Here is a 16,630-nt window from a genome sequence, read left to right on the forward strand (position 1 = left end):
CCATGGTTCCCAAGCTTATTGCCCAGCGCGTTGCGCTGGGCATCCTTTTGCTAGTCGCCGTTTCGGTTCTGATCTTCGCCGGTACCAATCTCCTGCCGGGCGACGTTGCGCAGGCCATTCTCGGCAAAACGGCAACGCCGCTTGCGCTCGAGAATCTCAGAAGGGAAATGGGCCTCAACGACCCTGCGTATGTCAGGTATTTCCACTGGCTGTTCGGAATTCTGCAGGGTGACCTGGGCACTGCGCTGACGACCAAGCTTGATATAGCCACGTCCATCAGGGAGCGGCTGTGGAACACGCTGTTCCTCGCCTTCTGGGCGGCCATCGCGGCGGTCCCGCTTGCCGTCATCCTGGGGCTCGTCGCCGTGCATCATCATAACCGCCCGGTTGACAAGCTGATCTCGGGCTTGGCGCTTGCCTCCACCTCGGTGCCGGAATTCTTCATTGGCTACTTGCTGGTCTATTTCTTTGCCGTGAAGTTCCAGATCTTCCCAGGCATTTCTACCGTTTATGACGGCATGCCCTTCCTCGACAGGATGAAGGCGATCGCGCTGCCCTGCGCCGCGCTGACCCTGGGCATCCTCGCACATATGATGCGAATGACGCGGGCCGCGATCCTCAACGTAATGCAGTCGGCTTATATCGAGACTGCCGAACTGAAGGGCCTGACGGCGTTCGAGGTCATCCGCAGGCATGCTCTCCCCAATGCTCTTGCCCCGATCATCAATGTCGTGATCCTCAATCTCGCCTATCTCGTGGTCGGCGTCGTCGTCGTCGAGGTGATCTTCGTCTATCCGGGCATGGGGCAGTATCTGGTCGACCATGTCGCCATGCGCGACGTGCCCGTGGTCCAAGCCGTCGGCCTGATCTTCGCCGCCGTCTATATCTTCCTCAATGTCGTGGCCGACGTGGCGTCCATTCTCGCCAATCCGCGCCTCAGGCATCCGAGGTAAGGAGCACCATGCCAAGACGTATTCCCACCGGCGCGCTGATCGGCCTTGTTGTCACCACCCTCTTCTTCCTCGTGGCTATCTTTGCGAAGTGGATCGCCCCCTACGGCCTCGGCGACATCGCCGGCGGAGTCTGGGAGCCGATATCGGCGAAATTTCTCTTCGGCACCGACAATCTTGGCCGCGACCTGCTCTCGCGCATGATCTATGGCGCCCAGACGACGATCCTTATCGCGGTTCTGGCGACACTGCTTTCCTTCTCGATGGGCGCAATCCTCGGCTTCACCGCTGCGGTGGTCGGCGGCTGGTTCGATATGTTGATGTCCCGTTTCGTCGACCTGCTGATGGCAATCCCGACGCTGATCATCAGTCTGGTGGTGCTCTCGGTCCTGCCTTCGACGCTGGTCACGTTGATCCTCGTCATGGGCACTCTCGATGCGACCCGCGTTTACCGCCTGTCACGCGCGGTCGCATCGGACTTGAACGTCATGGATTTCGTCGAGGCCGCCAAACTGCGCGGCGAAGGCAAGTGGTGGGTGATCTTCGCCGAAATCCTACCGAATGCGCTCTCGCCGCTGGTTTCGGAACTCGGGCTGCGCTTCATCTATGCGGTGCTCGTCCTCTCCGCTCTCTCCTTCCTCGGCCTCGGCGTGCAGCCGCCGGCAGCGGACTGGGGCGGCATGGTCAAGGAGAACAAGGATGGCATCGTCTTCGGCATCCCGGCGGCGCTGATCCCGGCTGCGGCGATTGCCGGGCTCGCCATCTCCGTCAACCTGGTCGCCGACTGGATCCTGAACCGCACCACCGATCTCAAGGGAGGGCGCGGCAATGGCTGATGTGCTGCTCGACATCCGCAATCTTCGCATTGAGGCCACCACCTATCCGCCCGGCGAAGAGCCGATGACGATCACCATCGTCGATGACGTGTCGCTGACGCTCGAGAAGGGCAAGGTGCTGGGCCTGATCGGTGAATCCGGCGCGGGCAAATCCACCATCGGCCTCTCGCCGATGGGGTATGGCCGCGGCGGCGTGCGCATCACCGGCGGCGAGGTCATCCTCAACGGCCGCGATATCCTTAAGCAGGGTACGAACGGCATTCGCAAACTGCGCGGCCATGAAGTATGCTATGTCGCGCAATCCGCGGCGGCGGCCTTCAATCCCTCCCAGCGGCTGATGGACCAGGTGGTGGAAAGCTCGCTCAAGCACGGCTTAGCCAACCGCGTCGAGGCCGAGCGCCGGGCGGTGGCGCTGTTCCGCAAGCTCAGCCTTCCCGACCCGGAAAATATTGGCGAGCGCTATCCGCACCAGGTCTCCGGCGGACAATTGCAACGCGTGATGACGGCCATGGCGCTCTGCCCCGAGCCGGTTCTGATCATTTTCGACGAACCGACCACGGCGCTCGACGTGACGACGCAGATCGACGTGCTTGCCGCGATCAAGCAAGCAATCCACGCCACAGGTGTCGCCGCGCTCTATATCACCCATGACCTTGCCGTTGTCGCGCAGGTGGCCGACGACATCATGGTGCTGCGCCATGGCAAGATGGTCGAGACGGGCACCGCCCGTCAGATCATCAAGGAGCCGAAGCAGGACTATACCCAGGCGTTGGTCTCCGTGCACCGTCTCGATCACGAAGAGAAGCAGCCGACGCCGAAACCGATCCTATCGGTGAAGAACGTCACGGCCGCCTACGGCAATGGCATTTTAAAGGTGTTGAAGAACGTCTCGGTCGATATCCATCCCGGCCAGACGCTGGCTGTAGTCGGCGAATCCGGCTCTGGAAAATCGACGCTGGCGCGGGCGATCACCGGCCTGCTGCCGCCGCAGCAGGGTGAGATCAGCTTCGAGGGCCGTAAGCTTTCCAACCGACTCGGCGGCCGTACCAAGGAAGACCTCCGCCAGCTTCAGATGATCTACCAGATGGCCGATGTGGCGATGAACCCGCGCCATACCGTCGGCACCATCATCGGCCGGCCGCTAACCTTCTATTTCGGCCTCAAGGGTGCCGAGCGCAACCGACGTGTCAAGGAGCTACTTGAGGAAATCGAGATGGGCAAGGGCTTCATCGACCGTTATCCTGCCGAACTGTCGGGAGGCCAGAAGCAGCGCGTGTGCATTGCCCGTGCGCTGGCGGCCAAGCCCAAGCTCATCATCTGCGATGAGGTAACTTCGGCCCTGGACCCGCTGGTGGCGAACGGTATCCTGAAGCTGTTGCTCAATCTCCAGCAGATCGAGCAGGTGGCGTACCTCTTCATAACCCACGATCTCGCGACTGTGAAGTCGATCGCCGATTCCATCGCCGTCATGTATCGCGGCGAGGTCGTGCGCTATGGGGCGAAGAGCCAGGTGCTGAAGCCGCCGTTCGACGACTATACCGATCTCCTGCTGTCGTCCGTGCCGGAGATGGAGCTCGGCTGGCTGGAGAAGGCGACCGCCGGGCGGAAGATGGCGAGTGCGGGGAATTAGCGATGTGACTCTTCGCGATACCACACCAGTTCAATGAAGTTCCCCTGCGCCGGTGCCTCCCTCCATCCGCGCAACCTTGTCCGGCCTTCGAGCCGGGTCTTTTCACTCGTTCGGTTCCGAGAGAACGCAATGACGCAATGGCAAGCCGGTCGCGCGTGAAGACATCGTGGGTGACTACGCAACGGGAGGCTGCAAGATAGTGACGAGCATTCTTACGGCGTTGCTCGAACCGCACTACTGGCGTTCCGGCGTCGATGCCCCTTCGGATGAATTCGGCTACGGCATTATAACGATGCGTGATCTAAGTTTTGCAGGTGTACTGATTTGGCACTCTCAAGTAGGATCGCGATCAAAGCAGATTCTGCGTTAGCGTGCCTGTGAGCTTATTGGACTCCGCCGGCTCGCCTCACAAAAGCAAAGAACCGGGTTAACGCAGACGCGCTCCTTATCTCTGGGCGTCAGGCTGCCACGGTCACTAAGGCACCTGAGGGTGGCTTTGTACTGATGCGATTTTCTGCGATCTGCATCTACCGATGTGTTGGAGCTCAATGCTTAATTCGCTTGGCGGAACCGAGTTCATCGAGAGAACCGAATGTACATTAACCGGGCATGGCTCTTCAGAGAGCGGACTAATTCTAACAATCAGGACCTACCCGCTTGAACGACAGCAGTGACTCAGGGAATTCAGTAACTATGGAAAATGACCCTCTTAGCCTTGATGAAATCGTCCGTCACGTGAATGCGAAAGCTGCCGACTACAGCGCCTTAAGCGACCGCATCTGGGCAATGCCAGAAATAGCATTTGAGGAGCATCGCTCGGTTGCAGAGCACATCGCTATGCTCGACCGCGAAGGTTTTCGTATCACCAGGAATGTCGGCGGCATGAAAACCGCCTTCATCGCTGAACTCGGCAAGGGCAGCCCCATAATCGGCATTCTCGGAGAATACGATGCGCTTCCCGATCTTGCTCAAGTCTCGAGTGCAACGGAGCCCAGCTCGACCGAGGGTGGACCAGGTCATGGCTGCGGGCACAATCTTCTCGGCGCTGGCTCGGCGCTTGCAGCTGTTGCATTAAAGGACGCGCTCGCAGCCGAACGTATTGAAGGTACCGTGCGCTTTTACGGCTGCCCGGCAGAGGAAGCTGGAGGGGGTAAGGCCTTTATGGCCAGAGCCGGCGCCTTTAACGATCTCGATGTCGCCTTCTGCTGGCATCCGGCGGTGGTTAACGAAGTGCTAACAAAGTCCTGCAACGCCGCAAAGTGGGCTCGTTTCTCCTTTACCGGTCGCGCAGCGCACGCGGCGGCGGATCCACATCTGGGGCGCAGCGCGCTCGACGCAGTCGAGCTAATGAATGTTGGCGTCAACTACATGCGCGAGCACATGCCCTCAAACGCTCGCGTTCACTATGCCATTATCAACGCTGGCGGTGAGTTCCCCAACGTCGTGCAGGCGTATGCCGAGTCATCTTATTCTATTCGTTCTCCGAACTGGGAAGATGCTGAGCGGGTGTTCGCGCGCGTGCAAAAGATTGCAGAAGGCGCTGCGCTTATGACCGAGACATCTGTCAAAGTGCAAATCACTGGCGGCTACTCGAACATTTTGCCTAACAAAGCGCTGTATGATGTTATGTACGAGAACATGCGCCGTGTCGGCCCGCCCCCCTTTGATGGGGCTGACTATGAGTTCGCCAAGCAGCTTCGCAAGATGGCGCTTACGGATGAAGATGCGCTGGCCAGCGTCGTGGGTCGCGATGTTTCGCTTAAGGACAACCTTCTCCACGATAGCCTTCTACCGTTAGGGACAGACCAATTCGATTTCGGCTCGACAGATGTGGGCGACGTCAGCTGGATCGTGCCCACTGTACAGTGTCAAACAGCCTGTTTCGCCATTGGCACGTCCTTCCACAGTTGGCAGCTGGTCACTCAAGGCGATCTGCCGGCGGCCCACAAGGGGATGATATTGGCTGCCAAGGTCATGGCTTCTACGGCGGCAGATTGCATACGCAATCCAGAGATCATCGCTCGTGCAAAGGCGGAGTTGAAGCAACAAACGGGGGGGCGCCCATACCTCTGCCCAATACCATTGGACGTCACGCCCAGTGATTTGCGTGGGAAGGCGCTATAAAGCCGAGCTCTCAATATTCGCTCACGCGCACAGCATCGCAACGGGATACAGGGAAGCGCTGGCCGAACTGCTCCCTTATGCGCAAGGCACAGGCGGTGCCTGGTGACAAAGCACCCGAGGCGGACGTAAGAGTCTGTCTTGAGCGCCGTAGAACCGTCGTGTGACCACGAGCGAATAGAGCGCATCCGCTGCGGCGCCATGACGTCTATCCGAAACAATCGACGCACGATGTATTTTCGTATCCGTACGGGGGCCGCCTCCTATTTTGAGGCGATAGTATCCGCAAACGATTAAGTGGACGCTATCGCCAAAGAAGTACCTGGCCATGGAGAAGCCGTCGGCGGCGGAATTGGGTGAGACCGCAGCTGTGCAGATGTCGGCGGGTGGATGCCGAAAGCGCCATTGTCGCCTTCATCCTCTTCTTGCGGTAGCCGTTACGGCTGTTGCCGGCCATGGAGATGGTGATCCATCTCGGCGTTGATAATCCGCCGCCGCCTTCTTCAGTTCGTCCATCAAGCATCAAGCCGTTGGGTCGAAGATCGTCTTCGCATAGGCGCGCCGGCCAGGAGCTTGTCGACAATCGCATCAGGGATCCTCGGTTCTCAGCGTCGGGTCATTGGGAATTATTCTCCATTCTTCCCACTACCCCCCTGACACGGAACCTCCGATAGTCCACTCGGACGTCGGCGGAACGGGAAGATCCCATCCTGCGTCAGGCTTCGTGGGGCGGACCTCGTCGCCCATAGCTCGCCGCAGTTTCATGCGTCCTCGTGCTCACCGACATCGCGGCCGGCTGGATAGAATGTGCGCCGCTAATCGGTCGCGAAGGGACGCTGTTGATCATCCGATTTAGTAGCCCGCGATCGCTTTTGTCTCTAAGAAGTCTTCCATCCCGAATCTTCCCCATTCACGGCCGTTTCCCGACCTCTTGTATCCACCGAATGGCGCGGCATAATCAGCAAAAACCCCTTGAATGTTGACACTGCCCGCTCGAATCTGCCGAGCAACGTTGCGAGCACGCTCGACCGATCCAGACGTAACGTAGCCGGCAAGACCATACGGAGTATCATTGGCGATGCGTATCGCGTGCGCCTCATCCTCGGCCTTCATCAGCACCAAAACAGGGCCGAAAATCTCTTCCTGCGCGATTGCCATATCGGACGTTACATCCGCGAAAATGGTTGGTCGAACATAATAGCCTTTATTAAGGCCCCCTGGCAGGCCTGTGCCGCCTGCGACCAACGTCGCGCCGTCTGCAAGACCCCTTTCAATCCACGCTTGAATTCTCTCCCACTGAGTCCGATTGACGACGGGACCGTGGGTGGTGGCTACCGCTCGCGGATCCCCGACCTTCATCTGGTCCACAGCCATTTTCGCTATGCGCGCGGCCTCCCGCATCTTGGCTGCGGGGACAATCATTCGACTGGGTGCGTCGCATGACTGGCCAGTATTGAGCATCATGTAGGCGACGCCGCTGGCGACAGCCTGCTCAAGATCTGCATCATCCAAAATGATATTGGGCGACTTTCCGCCTAGTTCTTGGCTGACACGCTTGACGGTTGCGGCAGATCGGATGGCCACGTCTACGCCCGCGCGCGTCGAACCAGTGAAGGACATCATGTCGATGTCAGGATGCTCGCTCATTGCAACACCAACCTCAGGCCCCAAGCCATTGACGAGGTTGAATACACCGCGGGGCACGCCAGCCTCATGCAAAATCTCTGTGAAGATCAATGCGCAACTTGGCGTAAACTCAGAAGGCTTCAGGACCATGCTGCAGCCAGCCGCGAGCGCTGGCGCGACTTTGGCCCCTATCTGGTTCATGGGCCAGTTCCACGGCGTAATCATCCCCACTACACCAATCGGTTCTCGCACGATCAGCGACGAGCCGATTGTCTCCTCGAAGCTGTACTTCTCAAGGACACTGCGGATCGTTTCAAAATGGGCCAAGCCCGCTGCAGCGTGTTCTCTGTCTGCAAGCCCCAAAGGTGCGCCCATTTCGTCGGAAATGGATGCCGCCATGTCTGCAAACCTTGAACGGTAAACATCGATAACTCTTCCCAGGAGTGCGAGGCGCTCGTCGCGTGATGTGTTGGAAAAGTCGTTGAATGACCGTTTGGCTGCATCGACCGCCGCATCTACATCAGCCTTCGACCCGAGAGCTATCTCATACATTGTCTCTTCGTTTGCAGGATTGACTACGGCCATTCGGTTCGGCGACGTGGGCTCTGTCCATATGCCATCGATGTAGAATTTCATGCGCTGAACCATCAACCGCTCCTAAGTTTGATCGACTCTTTTGGGAAATCAAAGACCGTCCGCGATTGAGATTGATTTGAACGTATCGCGTCGCGCGCTCTCGCTGCCGTCCCCGTCGCCTATAGCTAAAGTCCTGAAACTGGATGTGGCACGTACGGCGCCTCGAGTAATTTGACCTCATCTTCCGATAGCTTCATGCCGACGGCCGCGAACGCGTCCTCGAGATGTTGCGGCTTCGTCACTCCGACGATGGGTGCAGTCACCACCGGCTTCGAAAGCAGCCACGCCAAGGCAAGCTGCGCATGAGGGAGGCCCCGTGTTTGCGATAGCGACGTAAGACGGTCGACGACGATCTTGTCCGCTTCTTGTGTTCGGGCGTAATTGCCCGCGCTCAATTCGTCGGTCCGCCCGCGAAGGGTGTCTGGCTCTTCCTGCCAAGGGCGCGCGAGACGCCCCCCCGCAAGCGGACTCCACGGTAAGACGCCAACACCTTCGCTCTCGCACAGAGGGAGCATCTCGCGTTCTTCCTCGCGATAGAGGAGATTGTAGTGCGGTTGCATGGAGACAAAGCGGGTCCAACCATGATTGCCAGCGAGTTGGAGCGCTTTGCAGAATTGCCATGCAGCCATTGAGGATGCACCGATATACCGAACCTTCCCGGATTTGACGACGTCGTGTAGTGAGTCGAGCGTCTCTTCGATCGGAGTTTCGTCGTCCCAGCGATGGATTTGGTAAAGATCGATATAATCGGTGTTAAGGCGGCGCAGGCTCCCCTCCACCTCCGCCATGATCGCCTTGCGTGAAAGGCCGCGTCCGTTTGGATCGGCCCGCATCGGGTAGTAGACCTTCGTCGCGATCACTACCTCGTCGCGCCGGGCATAATCATGGACAGCTCGGCCCAGAACCTGCTCACTCGCTCCGTGGCCATACGTGTTGGCGGTATCGAAGAAATTGATTCCACCTTCGATCGCCCGCTTGATGATTGGTCGGCTCTGATCCTCGCTCAAACCCCAGCGCCGCTCAGTTAAGCCGAAGCTTAAGCAGCCAAGACAGATCCGAGAGACCTTGAGGCCGGTCCTTCCAACGTTGACGTAATCCACCCCGTTCCTCCCCAACTTGAGCTGGTCGATGCAACCCAAGGCTTACACGACCGAACCGATGTCACAGATCTCCGATGGCACCTGGTGCGAAAGACGACGCCGTCTGTCCAAGGCGCTGCCATAGGCACTCGAATACCTGCTCGCGCACCAATGTACCGCGAGTTTCGGCCTGCTCTGGCGCGACTTTACGCTACGGGAAGACGCACCAGGACCTGGCCGCCTTCCACCTTCGTCTCGAACACGGTGATCGGGCAGTCAGCCGGGCCTTGAACCACTTCACCCGAGGTGATTTCAAATTGAGCACCATGCAAAGGGCACTCAATAAGAGTCCCCTCCAGCCAGCCATCGGAAAGAAGAGCGAACGCGTGTGAACACACGTTGGTGGTGGCATATACTTTGTTGTCGATCAGGTAAATAGCAATCCGTTTATCGTCGATTTCGACCGGCGTTACCGTATCCTCTTCAAGATCGGAAAGGGCGCAAAGTATTATCCATTCAGAATTTTGCAGCGCGGTATCTATGTTCTTTTCTGCTGTTGTCACAGTTCACTCCGATTGCCGTAATTAGCCAGCTGCCAGGTATAGGTCGGACGGATCGACTTCCTCGGCCCGGCTCATAATATCCGGAGATATGGGCTTGGCAGCCTTTGCGTCTCGCCGGAGCTGCGTCATGTCACGACCGGGGTTGACCCCCACGGCACTGACAAAACGTCCATGGTCATCGGTGCCAATCTCCAGCCACCGTTCGCTCACGACGTCCCCGATGCGATACAGGCGCGTTGCGAGGGCTGGCAGCCCGAATGACTGGAGGGTTACGCCGCACTGATCGGACCAGAACCAAGGTAGGTCCTGATACTGTGTATCCAGACCGCACATGACTTGTGCGGCCACAACTGCCTGATCGCCGGCCACAGTCCAGCTCTCACTGCGTAGCCGCCGGCCAAGCGCGGGCACAGGATAGTTCGTCACTTCTCCTGCGGCATATATTCCCGGGACGGACGTTTCGCAGCGTGCATTCACAACGATCCCGTCGGCGGTGTCGATGCCGGCGTCAGCCGCGATTTCCGCATTTGGCCCGATCCCGATGGCAATAAGGACCATGTCAGCAATGGCCGACCCTCCATCCCAAGTCAGAAGGACCTCACCCCTTGAATTATTCGACATGTGCAGATTTGCACAGTTCAAACGGAGCTCACCACCTTCGCTCGCGTGGCGCGTCGCGACCCATTCTGATAAGGAGAGCGAGGCGCTGCGCGGCAGCAGTCGCGGCGCCAGCTCAAAGACCGTTGTTTGACAGCCCAAGCGGCGAGCGATCGCCGAGACCTCCAGTCCTATAAAACCGCCGCCGACAACTGCCAGCCGTCGGCCGCGCGCAAGAGCCGCGCGTAATCGCAAAGCGTCTGATTCGGTGCGCAAATAATGAACTTGTGCTGGGTCCACATTGAAGTTCTCCAGCTGCCGGACCCGAGATCCCGTTGCGATCAAAAGCTTGTCGTAGTGTTCCGGATCACCGTTGTCAGTATGGACGATGCGTCGAAGAGGGTCGATGAGAGTGGCCTTCGTTCCATCCCGCAAAACCACGCCCTTTGCATACAGCTCAGACCCTTTCAGGGTCGGCCTCTTGCCCTCCAAGAGAAAGTCCTTGGACAGCGGCGGCCTGTCATAGGGTGTCCCGCTCTCGCCATGAATCAGCACCGTGCGCTGCTCAGGACACAGCTCGGCGAGCGTTGTGGCGGCACGATGTCCTGCTAGCCCTCCTCCGATGATAACGACCGTTTCCATAAACCTTCCTCAGCGCCTGGCAAATTTGAACGTTGCCAATATGACAAAAGAAACAAAAATCTGGAGATGCACCAGTGTCAAATTCCAGCGAATTCATTCAGCACAGACGGCCAAGCTTCCAAAGCAAAACCTCGAAACGCCTCCTTGCCAGAAACTGTGCTCCGCGGAATAGGTGGCTTTTGTGCATTTTGCCGGTCCAGAAGGATCCATATTGTTGGATCGCCGACTACGGCAGTGCAGAAGGCTCTAGCACCGCAACAGATCGGACTGCCACATTGTTCGTTTAGAGGTAAAACAGCTTTCTTGTGCAGACATCGCAGGTGCCATTTACGGTATGAACTCCAATCCTATGCCCCATATTTCCAAGACAGTGGCTATGCGCCGCTACGAATTTGTCGTTGACCTCATCAAGCGCGGCATTCGCACAGGGACTCTGAGAGTCGGTGATCGCCTGCCGTCTGTCCGGCAGTTAAGCGAAGATACCGGCTATAGCCCGATGACAGTGCATCATGCATACGAGCTCTTGGAGGCTGAGGGGGTATGCGAGGCACGGCCCCGGTCGGGCTTCTATGTCGTCGGTGTTCCAGCGCCAGTGACAGAACCAGGGAAGAATGGCCACGATGTCCATGGAGAGACTGTAAAAAATCTGCCTGAGGCTTTGCTACATATTTGGTATTCAAATGAGCTTGGCGCATTCGGCAGCTTCTACCCAAGTCCGGACCTATTCGACCGCAACGACATAGACCGGCTTTTGCGCCAGCTTTTGCGCCAAGGCGAGACCAGGCTTGTTGGGTGCGATTCACCACAAGGCGACGTGCAGTTGCGACATGAAATTTCTCGCCGCGCATCAAGGCGGGGAAGCGTCGTAGCGCACGGGGAAATCGTTGTCGGCAACACTGGCATGTCGTGCTTCGACATGTGCCTCAACGCATTTACCAAGCCAGGAGACGTCATTCTTGTCGAAAGTCCTTCTTATTTTCCAATGCTGGCCGGATTGAACCGCAAGAGCCTCTCCGTGGTGGAAATTTATTCCCACCCGCGCTCCGGCATCGATCCCGAACAATTCCTGCATCTTGTCCGCTCTAATTCGGTTCGCGTGGCATTGCTTATGGGCTCCAATCACTATCCCACAGGCGTGACCTATTCCGAGCAAACAATGCGCCGTGTTGTGGAAATTGCTCGCCAACACCAGGTCCTTATTCTCGAAAATGACATGTTCAGCGACCTGAACTACGATGGCAGCAGACAGCCTTCGTTCAAACAACACGATCCGTCCGATATCGTGGTGCAATTCGGGAGTTTCATGGCCTCGCTCCCGCCAGCGTATGGATTGGGTTGGATCATTGCCGGCACCCACACACGACGTTTGATGACTCACCAGTATGCACATGGACTGAACAGCGGTGATGGTATTGTCCAGCGCGCGATCGCCACGTTCCTGGCTACCCGTAGTCAGGATCGACATTTGAGGCAGTTGCGCGGCACACTTGCCGCGAGAATGCAACGGGGCCTCGATTTAATGGCAAAACATTTTCCCAGTGAATGTGTTGTATCGCCTCCCGTCGGCGGGTACATGTGCTGGGTACGAGGGCCAGTCGGCTTCGACGCTACTAGCGCTTTACTTCACGCGATAGAATCCGACTTCAGTTTTCTCCCAGGTCCTATTTTCTCGATCGAGGCCTCCTTCCGAAACTTCGTTGCGCTTAACTTCTCGTTCCCATGGATCGCTCAGAACGAAACTTATCTGGCGAAACTGGGTGAGATGATGCACAAGTCGGTCGGGCGGTGATGAGCATCAGATCGAAGCGTCCCTGAACAACCTCTCGAAACGCAGCACGCTTGATGACGGAAACGGGTTGGGCGGCAGTCAAGATCGGGGGTGGAGTTCAAATGGCCGAAACGATCGCCTTCCTCACCGCGCGTGGCATCCCCTGTAACGGGACATGTCGGCTTGACGCCGCAGGCGGTCAAAATCTTGGGAGGCTATCTGGTCCAAGGCAGAGGCGAGGCCGGCGAACAGATCGTCAAGGACGCTCTGGCCATCGCGCAAGCCGGCGCGTTTTCGGTCGTTCTGGAACAGATCCCGGAGCCACCGGCTCGACGCATCGCGGACGAACTCGATGTCCCGACAATCGGCATGGCGGCGCCAAGCACCTCCTGACCTGCGAATGGCATTAACCCCAGCCACGCAGGGTCACACGGCTGTCTTTGGACATGTTTCAACGACAGCCGCTTTTTTGTTCGCATCCCATCTCTGGGCTTGCACCACCTCCTCGTTGCACCGGGGGTGTTGTTGCCCGCTATGAGGCAAACGAGACCGGTAACTTCTCCTGGGTTACGCGGCGGACAGTAGGGAGGTTTGGGCTTGAATAGTGAAGGCACGCTCGGCTCTGGTGCTCGAAATCGTGTCCGCAGTCGGTCGCGAAGCTCCCTATTCATCTCGGCTGTCCGAACCTGCATTAGCATGTGAGCACCATGTAGAGACCAGCGCATCTGCTGCTTCTTGACCATGCGTTTGGCGATCACGGAATTGACTGCCGACTCGGCAAGGGTCGTGGCCACGCGAAGTCCTGCTTGGTAGCGCTTTCCATAGTTGACGATCGCAACTGCGGTTCGAACGGATGTAGGTGAGGAGCTGAGACCCGAGGCTGTGGAGGCGCACCATTGAGAGCTCGCCTTCTCCTTGCGAGACATGCAAGCTTGCCAAGAGCTGCTCCAGGTCGTGGATAGCGCGATCCCCGCGACCGTGCCACAGACGCCACTTCACGGCTCTGATGTCCCTGCCGATGGTCGGAAGTGTTTCAGCGAGACCAGACTGGGATCGGATCACGTGATCCGCGATCTGCTGCATGGGCTGGATCTTCATGGCGATGTGGAACCAGTCGATGATGTGGGTCGTCGGTTTCGGCATGGCGCGCGGAAGCCGCTTCAGGATTTCGGCTCCGTCCGAGATCACGGTGACGTCCCCAAAGCCGCAATACCCCTCTTCCCGAAGAGCGTGAAGCGCTCGATCGCGTATCGCAGGTTGGTCAGTATTGGCGGTGACAAAGTAGCGACCGCCGACGTCTCCCCGACCTCCGCGACCTCATCTGGCGACGACGAGCTCGAAGTTTCGCGCCGAATTGGGATCGGCGCTGCGAACGTGCGCCGTATCGATGCTGATGACGAACTCTTTGCGTCGATCGCCAGGAAGCTGCATTTCGAGCTGATGTCGTTCCTCCATCTGCATTCTCGCGCGCCAGGTTTCCTCAGTGATCTGGTCGTCGAGCCGCTCGCCGACTTTGATGGTCCGCTTTCGCACGGTCGCATGAGTCTCGGTCGGTTCGATGGGCAGGAATTCGGCGAGCACGCTGGCGGCCTGCCGGTACGGCATCATGCTTCCCAGTCGCGCCGTCAGTTCCATCAGGTCGGACGTTGCCCGATCCGGACAGATTTCCTTCAACGGCGCGAACGCGGCTACCATTCCTGGGTGACAGTTCTGGCATAGCATCCATCGTGGATTGCGAACCTCCACAGTACCAAAGACCGTTCGAATTCGGCGCATCGTATAGTCTTTGACCGGCCGAAACGTGTGGCAATCGGGGCAGACCCGGCGAGAAAGGGCATAGGTATCCGCCTCGTGGTTCACGACCGCGCTTTGCAGGGCCGTCATGATTTTCTTGCCGTCGTCGAATCGACAGGCCGATATCACCGTCGAGCAAGCGTTCGTCGCTTTTCTCAATCCGAACTTCTTGCCGACAGACATCGCCAAGCGCGCTTTTCCCCTCGATCGAGATCGTCCACTCCATCGCGTCACTTTCTCCGCAACAAAAGCGATGGTGATGGACCAGCGGTGCTAACAAATCGTGGCCGACCCCGGAGAAGTTACCGGTCTCGCCTAAAGCGACGAGAAGCCCAGATCTATCCGCTGGTGCCCTCCGTTGCGGAAGCATTGGCGCGCTACGTGGATACAGTCCGCCCGCCGTCGTCGTGCCGAGAAGTTTTCCTCCGGATGCAGGCGCCTCGACGCCCCTTGAACGTGACCAGCGTCCCGTTAAGTTAGAAGTGAGGATAGCCCGATTGGCCCTCGCTGTTAAAGAAATACTGCCTGTGATCGCTGCCGATGCGCGGTTCGCTTTTGATCCGGGCGGGATGGAGATAACGTAGCAACGTCCGTCTTGCGTTAGATTACACTGCAACATCCACTTCGTCCCCGTCGAATGCACATCCGGCCGCGGCGGCGACAGTCCGGTCCTGCCAGAGCTGGTCGGTAGGCTCCCAGAGGTGATAAGATCGGCACGGCGCGCTATACGCCCGCGTCATTGAGCGCGGATCTTCCCAATCCGGGAAGCGCGGATCACTGTTGAGAGGACTGCCCCTCGCGCGAGCGCGCAAAGTGAGAGGACTGCCCCTCGCGCGAGCGCGCAAAGCGACTCTGCGAGCTCCTCGGCACTACGCTGCTCCCTCATGTGTCGAGCCGTCGTCTTGCAAAAACGCCATCAGAGCCAAAGTGTCTCCTACGTGAAACAACTACATCATACGCCGCGGATTTTTGATGCAGGTGGCGCATTTTCGACATCTTTTGTGCGTCTTCAGTTTGCTCCCAAGCATTATTCTTCGCCATCAGATCCGGCAGGACGCGTCTCGTTTCAATGACGAGATAGTAGTTCTTCCTTGTATTAAGATAGTAGTTCTTCTTGTATTATCGGGGACTCCATTGACGAGATTTTCGGGATTTCGCGTCTTTGCTGAGGCGATTAAAGGTCATTCTGGGTGGAAGCCTTTGTGGCGCAATCCCGATCCGCAGCCGTTTTACGACTATATCATAGTGGGCGGAGGCGGGCATGGCCTTGCGACAGCTTATTATTTAGCCAAATCATTCCGCCAATCCCGCATCGCTGTATTGGAGAAGGGTTGGCTTGGTTCCGGAAACGTTGGCCGAAACACGACAATCATTCGTTCCAATTACCTTTTGCCGGGGAATGGGCCTTTCTACGAGTTTTCGCTGAGGCTCTGGGAGGGACTGGAGCAGGAATTGAATTTCAATTCGATGGTCTCGCAGCGCGGCGTTATCTACCTCTTTCACTCGGATTGGGAGCTCGACAACTATCGGCGCCGCGCCAATTCGATGATGCTGTCCGGCGCGGACGCCCGGTTGTTGAGCCGGCAGGAACTACAAAGGATGGTGCCCTTCCTAAACTACAACAGCACACGCTTTCCGATCCATGGCGGCTTTATGCAGCCGCGCGCCGGAACGGCACGACATGACGCTGTTGCATGGGGGTACGCTCGTGGCGCCGATCTGGGGGGTGTGGATATCATACAGAATTGCGAGGTCACGGGTTTTCGGATCGTCGACGGCAAGATCCGCGGCGTGGACACGTCGCGCGGCTACATAGGTGCTTCTAAGGTCGGAGTGGCGGTGGCAGGTTCCTCTAGCCGCGTGATGGCGATGGCGGGCATGCGACTTCCGATCGAGAGCCATGTCTTGCAGGCGTTCGTGACGGAGGGCCTAAAGCCCACCATTCCGGGTGTGATCATGTTCGGCGCTGGGAACTTCTACGTAAGCCAATCCGACAAAGGAGGCTTGGTATTTTGTGGGCATATCGACGGCTATAACTCCTACGCACAGCGCGGCAATCTGCCCTTGCTTGAGGAGGTATGCGAAGGGGCCATGGCCATTATGCCAATGATTGGACGCGTGCGACTTCTGCGGCAATGGGGCGGCATTATGGATATGTCGATGGATGGTTCGCCGATTATCGACCGAACGGGCGTTGAAGGCCTTTATTTCAACGGAGGCTGGTGCGTAGGGGGCTTCAAGGCTACGCCCGCCAGTGGCTACGCTTTTGCCCATCTGCTCGCTACCGATACTCCTCATGAGACCGCGCGCGCCTACCGACTCGATCGATTCGCGAGAGGACTATTAATCGATGAACTGGGCGCGGGTGCGCAGCCGCAATTGCAGTGA

At 58.0% G+C, this 16,630-nt stretch carries 10 protein-coding genes and 2 pseudogenes; 7 read left to right on the top strand and 5 right to left on the bottom strand.

Annotation, left to right across the window (positions count from 1 at the left end):
* Positions 1-2: 2 nt before the first annotated feature.
* The 4 genes from NKH38_RS15420 (at position 3) to NKH38_RS15435 (ending at position 5,540) form a co-directional block, all read left to right on the top strand.
* A complete protein-coding gene (locus tag NKH38_RS15420) occupies positions 3-953 on the top strand; it encodes an ABC transporter permease (protein ID WP_352584745.1) in 951 nt (316 codons plus the stop codon).
* Between the two features lie 8 nt (positions 954-961).
* Positions 962-1,786 carry an ABC transporter permease gene (locus NKH38_RS15425; protein ID WP_352762861.1) on the top strand — a complete coding sequence of 275 codons (825 nt, stop codon included), beginning with the start codon at positions 962-964 and terminating at the stop codon, positions 1,784-1,786.
* Positions 1,779-3,416 (top strand): ABC transporter ATP-binding protein, encoded by a 1,638-nt coding sequence (locus tag NKH38_RS15430; RefSeq protein WP_352584748.1) that lies wholly within the window; start codon positions 1,779-1,781, stop codon positions 3,414-3,416. The genes NKH38_RS15425 and NKH38_RS15430 overlap by 8 nt, the downstream gene beginning before the upstream one ends.
* A 693-nt stretch (positions 3,417-4,109) precedes the next feature.
* Positions 4,110-5,540, top strand: a complete 1,431-nt coding sequence (locus NKH38_RS15435) for a M20 family metallopeptidase (RefSeq protein ID WP_352584820.1) — start codon at positions 4,110-4,112, stop codon at positions 5,538-5,540.
* 849 nt (positions 5,541-6,389) lie between these two features.
* Here NKH38_RS15435 and NKH38_RS15440 read toward each other — a convergent pair.
* The 4 genes from NKH38_RS15440 to NKH38_RS15455 form a co-directional block, all read right to left on the bottom strand.
* Positions 6,390-7,811 (bottom strand): aldehyde dehydrogenase family protein, encoded by a 1,422-nt coding sequence (locus tag NKH38_RS15440; protein ID WP_352762859.1) that lies wholly within the window; start codon positions 7,809-7,811, stop codon positions 6,390-6,392.
* 113 nt (positions 7,812-7,924) lie between these two features.
* Positions 7,925-8,899: an aldo/keto reductase gene (locus NKH38_RS15445; protein WP_352584752.1), complete on the bottom strand. Its 975-nt coding sequence runs from the start codon at positions 8,897-8,899 to the stop codon at positions 7,925-7,927.
* Between the two features lie 185 nt (positions 8,900-9,084).
* Positions 9,085-9,441: a Rieske (2Fe-2S) protein gene (locus tag NKH38_RS15450; protein ID WP_352762857.1), complete on the bottom strand. Its 357-nt coding sequence runs from the start codon at positions 9,439-9,441 to the stop codon at positions 9,085-9,087.
* Between the two features lie 21 nt (positions 9,442-9,462).
* Positions 9,463-10,680 (bottom strand): NAD(P)/FAD-dependent oxidoreductase, encoded by a 1,218-nt coding sequence (locus NKH38_RS15455; protein ID WP_352584756.1) that lies wholly within the window; start codon positions 10,678-10,680, stop codon positions 9,463-9,465.
* Positions 10,681-11,014: 334 nt separating this feature from the next.
* On the opposite strand from NKH38_RS15455, the gene NKH38_RS15460 reads away from it, so the two are divergent.
* On the top strand, positions 11,015-12,469 hold the full coding sequence (locus tag NKH38_RS15460; RefSeq protein WP_352584758.1) for an aminotransferase-like domain-containing protein: 1,455 nt from the start codon (positions 11,015-11,017) through the stop codon (positions 12,467-12,469).
* Between the two features lie 35 nt (positions 12,470-12,504).
* Positions 12,505-12,826 (top strand): annotated as a pseudogene (locus NKH38_RS15465) (3-methyl-2-oxobutanoate hydroxymethyltransferase); the annotation flags it as partial.
* 266 nt (positions 12,827-13,092) lie between these two features.
* On the opposite strand, the pseudogene NKH38_RS33380 reads toward NKH38_RS15465, so the two are convergent.
* Positions 13,093-14,468 (bottom strand): annotated as a pseudogene (locus tag NKH38_RS33380) (ISKra4 family transposase); the annotation flags it as partial.
* Between the two features lie 908 nt (positions 14,469-15,376).
* Here NKH38_RS33380 and NKH38_RS15480 point away from each other — a divergent pair.
* Positions 15,377-16,630 carry a sarcosine oxidase subunit beta family protein gene (locus NKH38_RS15480; protein WP_352762850.1) on the top strand — a complete coding sequence of 418 codons (1,254 nt, stop codon included), beginning with the start codon at positions 15,377-15,379 and terminating at the stop codon, positions 16,628-16,630.

The sequence above is a fragment of the Mesorhizobium sp. M1078 genome (assembly GCF_040318615.1).
In the GTDB taxonomy this organism is placed as follows: domain Bacteria; phylum Pseudomonadota; class Alphaproteobacteria; order Rhizobiales; family Rhizobiaceae; genus Mesorhizobium.

Coding starts and splice junctions, on each gene's coding strand:
- NKH38_RS15440 (WP_352762859.1), bottom strand. CDS start 7,811: ATGGTTCAGCGCATGAAATTCTACATCGATGGCATATGGACAGAGCCC.
- NKH38_RS15425 (WP_352762861.1), top strand. CDS start 962: ATGCCAAGACGTATTCCCACCGGCGCGCTGATCGGCCTTGTTGTCACC.
- NKH38_RS15435 (WP_352584820.1), top strand. CDS start 4,110: ATGGAAAATGACCCTCTTAGCCTTGATGAAATCGTCCGTCACGTGAAT.
- NKH38_RS15420 (WP_352584745.1), top strand. CDS start 3: ATGGTTCCCAAGCTTATTGCCCAGCGCGTTGCGCTGGGCATCCTTTTG.
- NKH38_RS15460 (WP_352584758.1), top strand. CDS start 11,015: ATGAACTCCAATCCTATGCCCCATATTTCCAAGACAGTGGCTATGCGC.
- NKH38_RS15430 (WP_352584748.1), top strand. CDS start 1,779: ATGGCTGATGTGCTGCTCGACATCCGCAATCTTCGCATTGAGGCCACC.
- NKH38_RS15455 (WP_352584756.1), bottom strand. CDS start 10,680: ATGGAAACGGTCGTTATCATCGGAGGAGGGCTAGCAGGACATCGTGCC.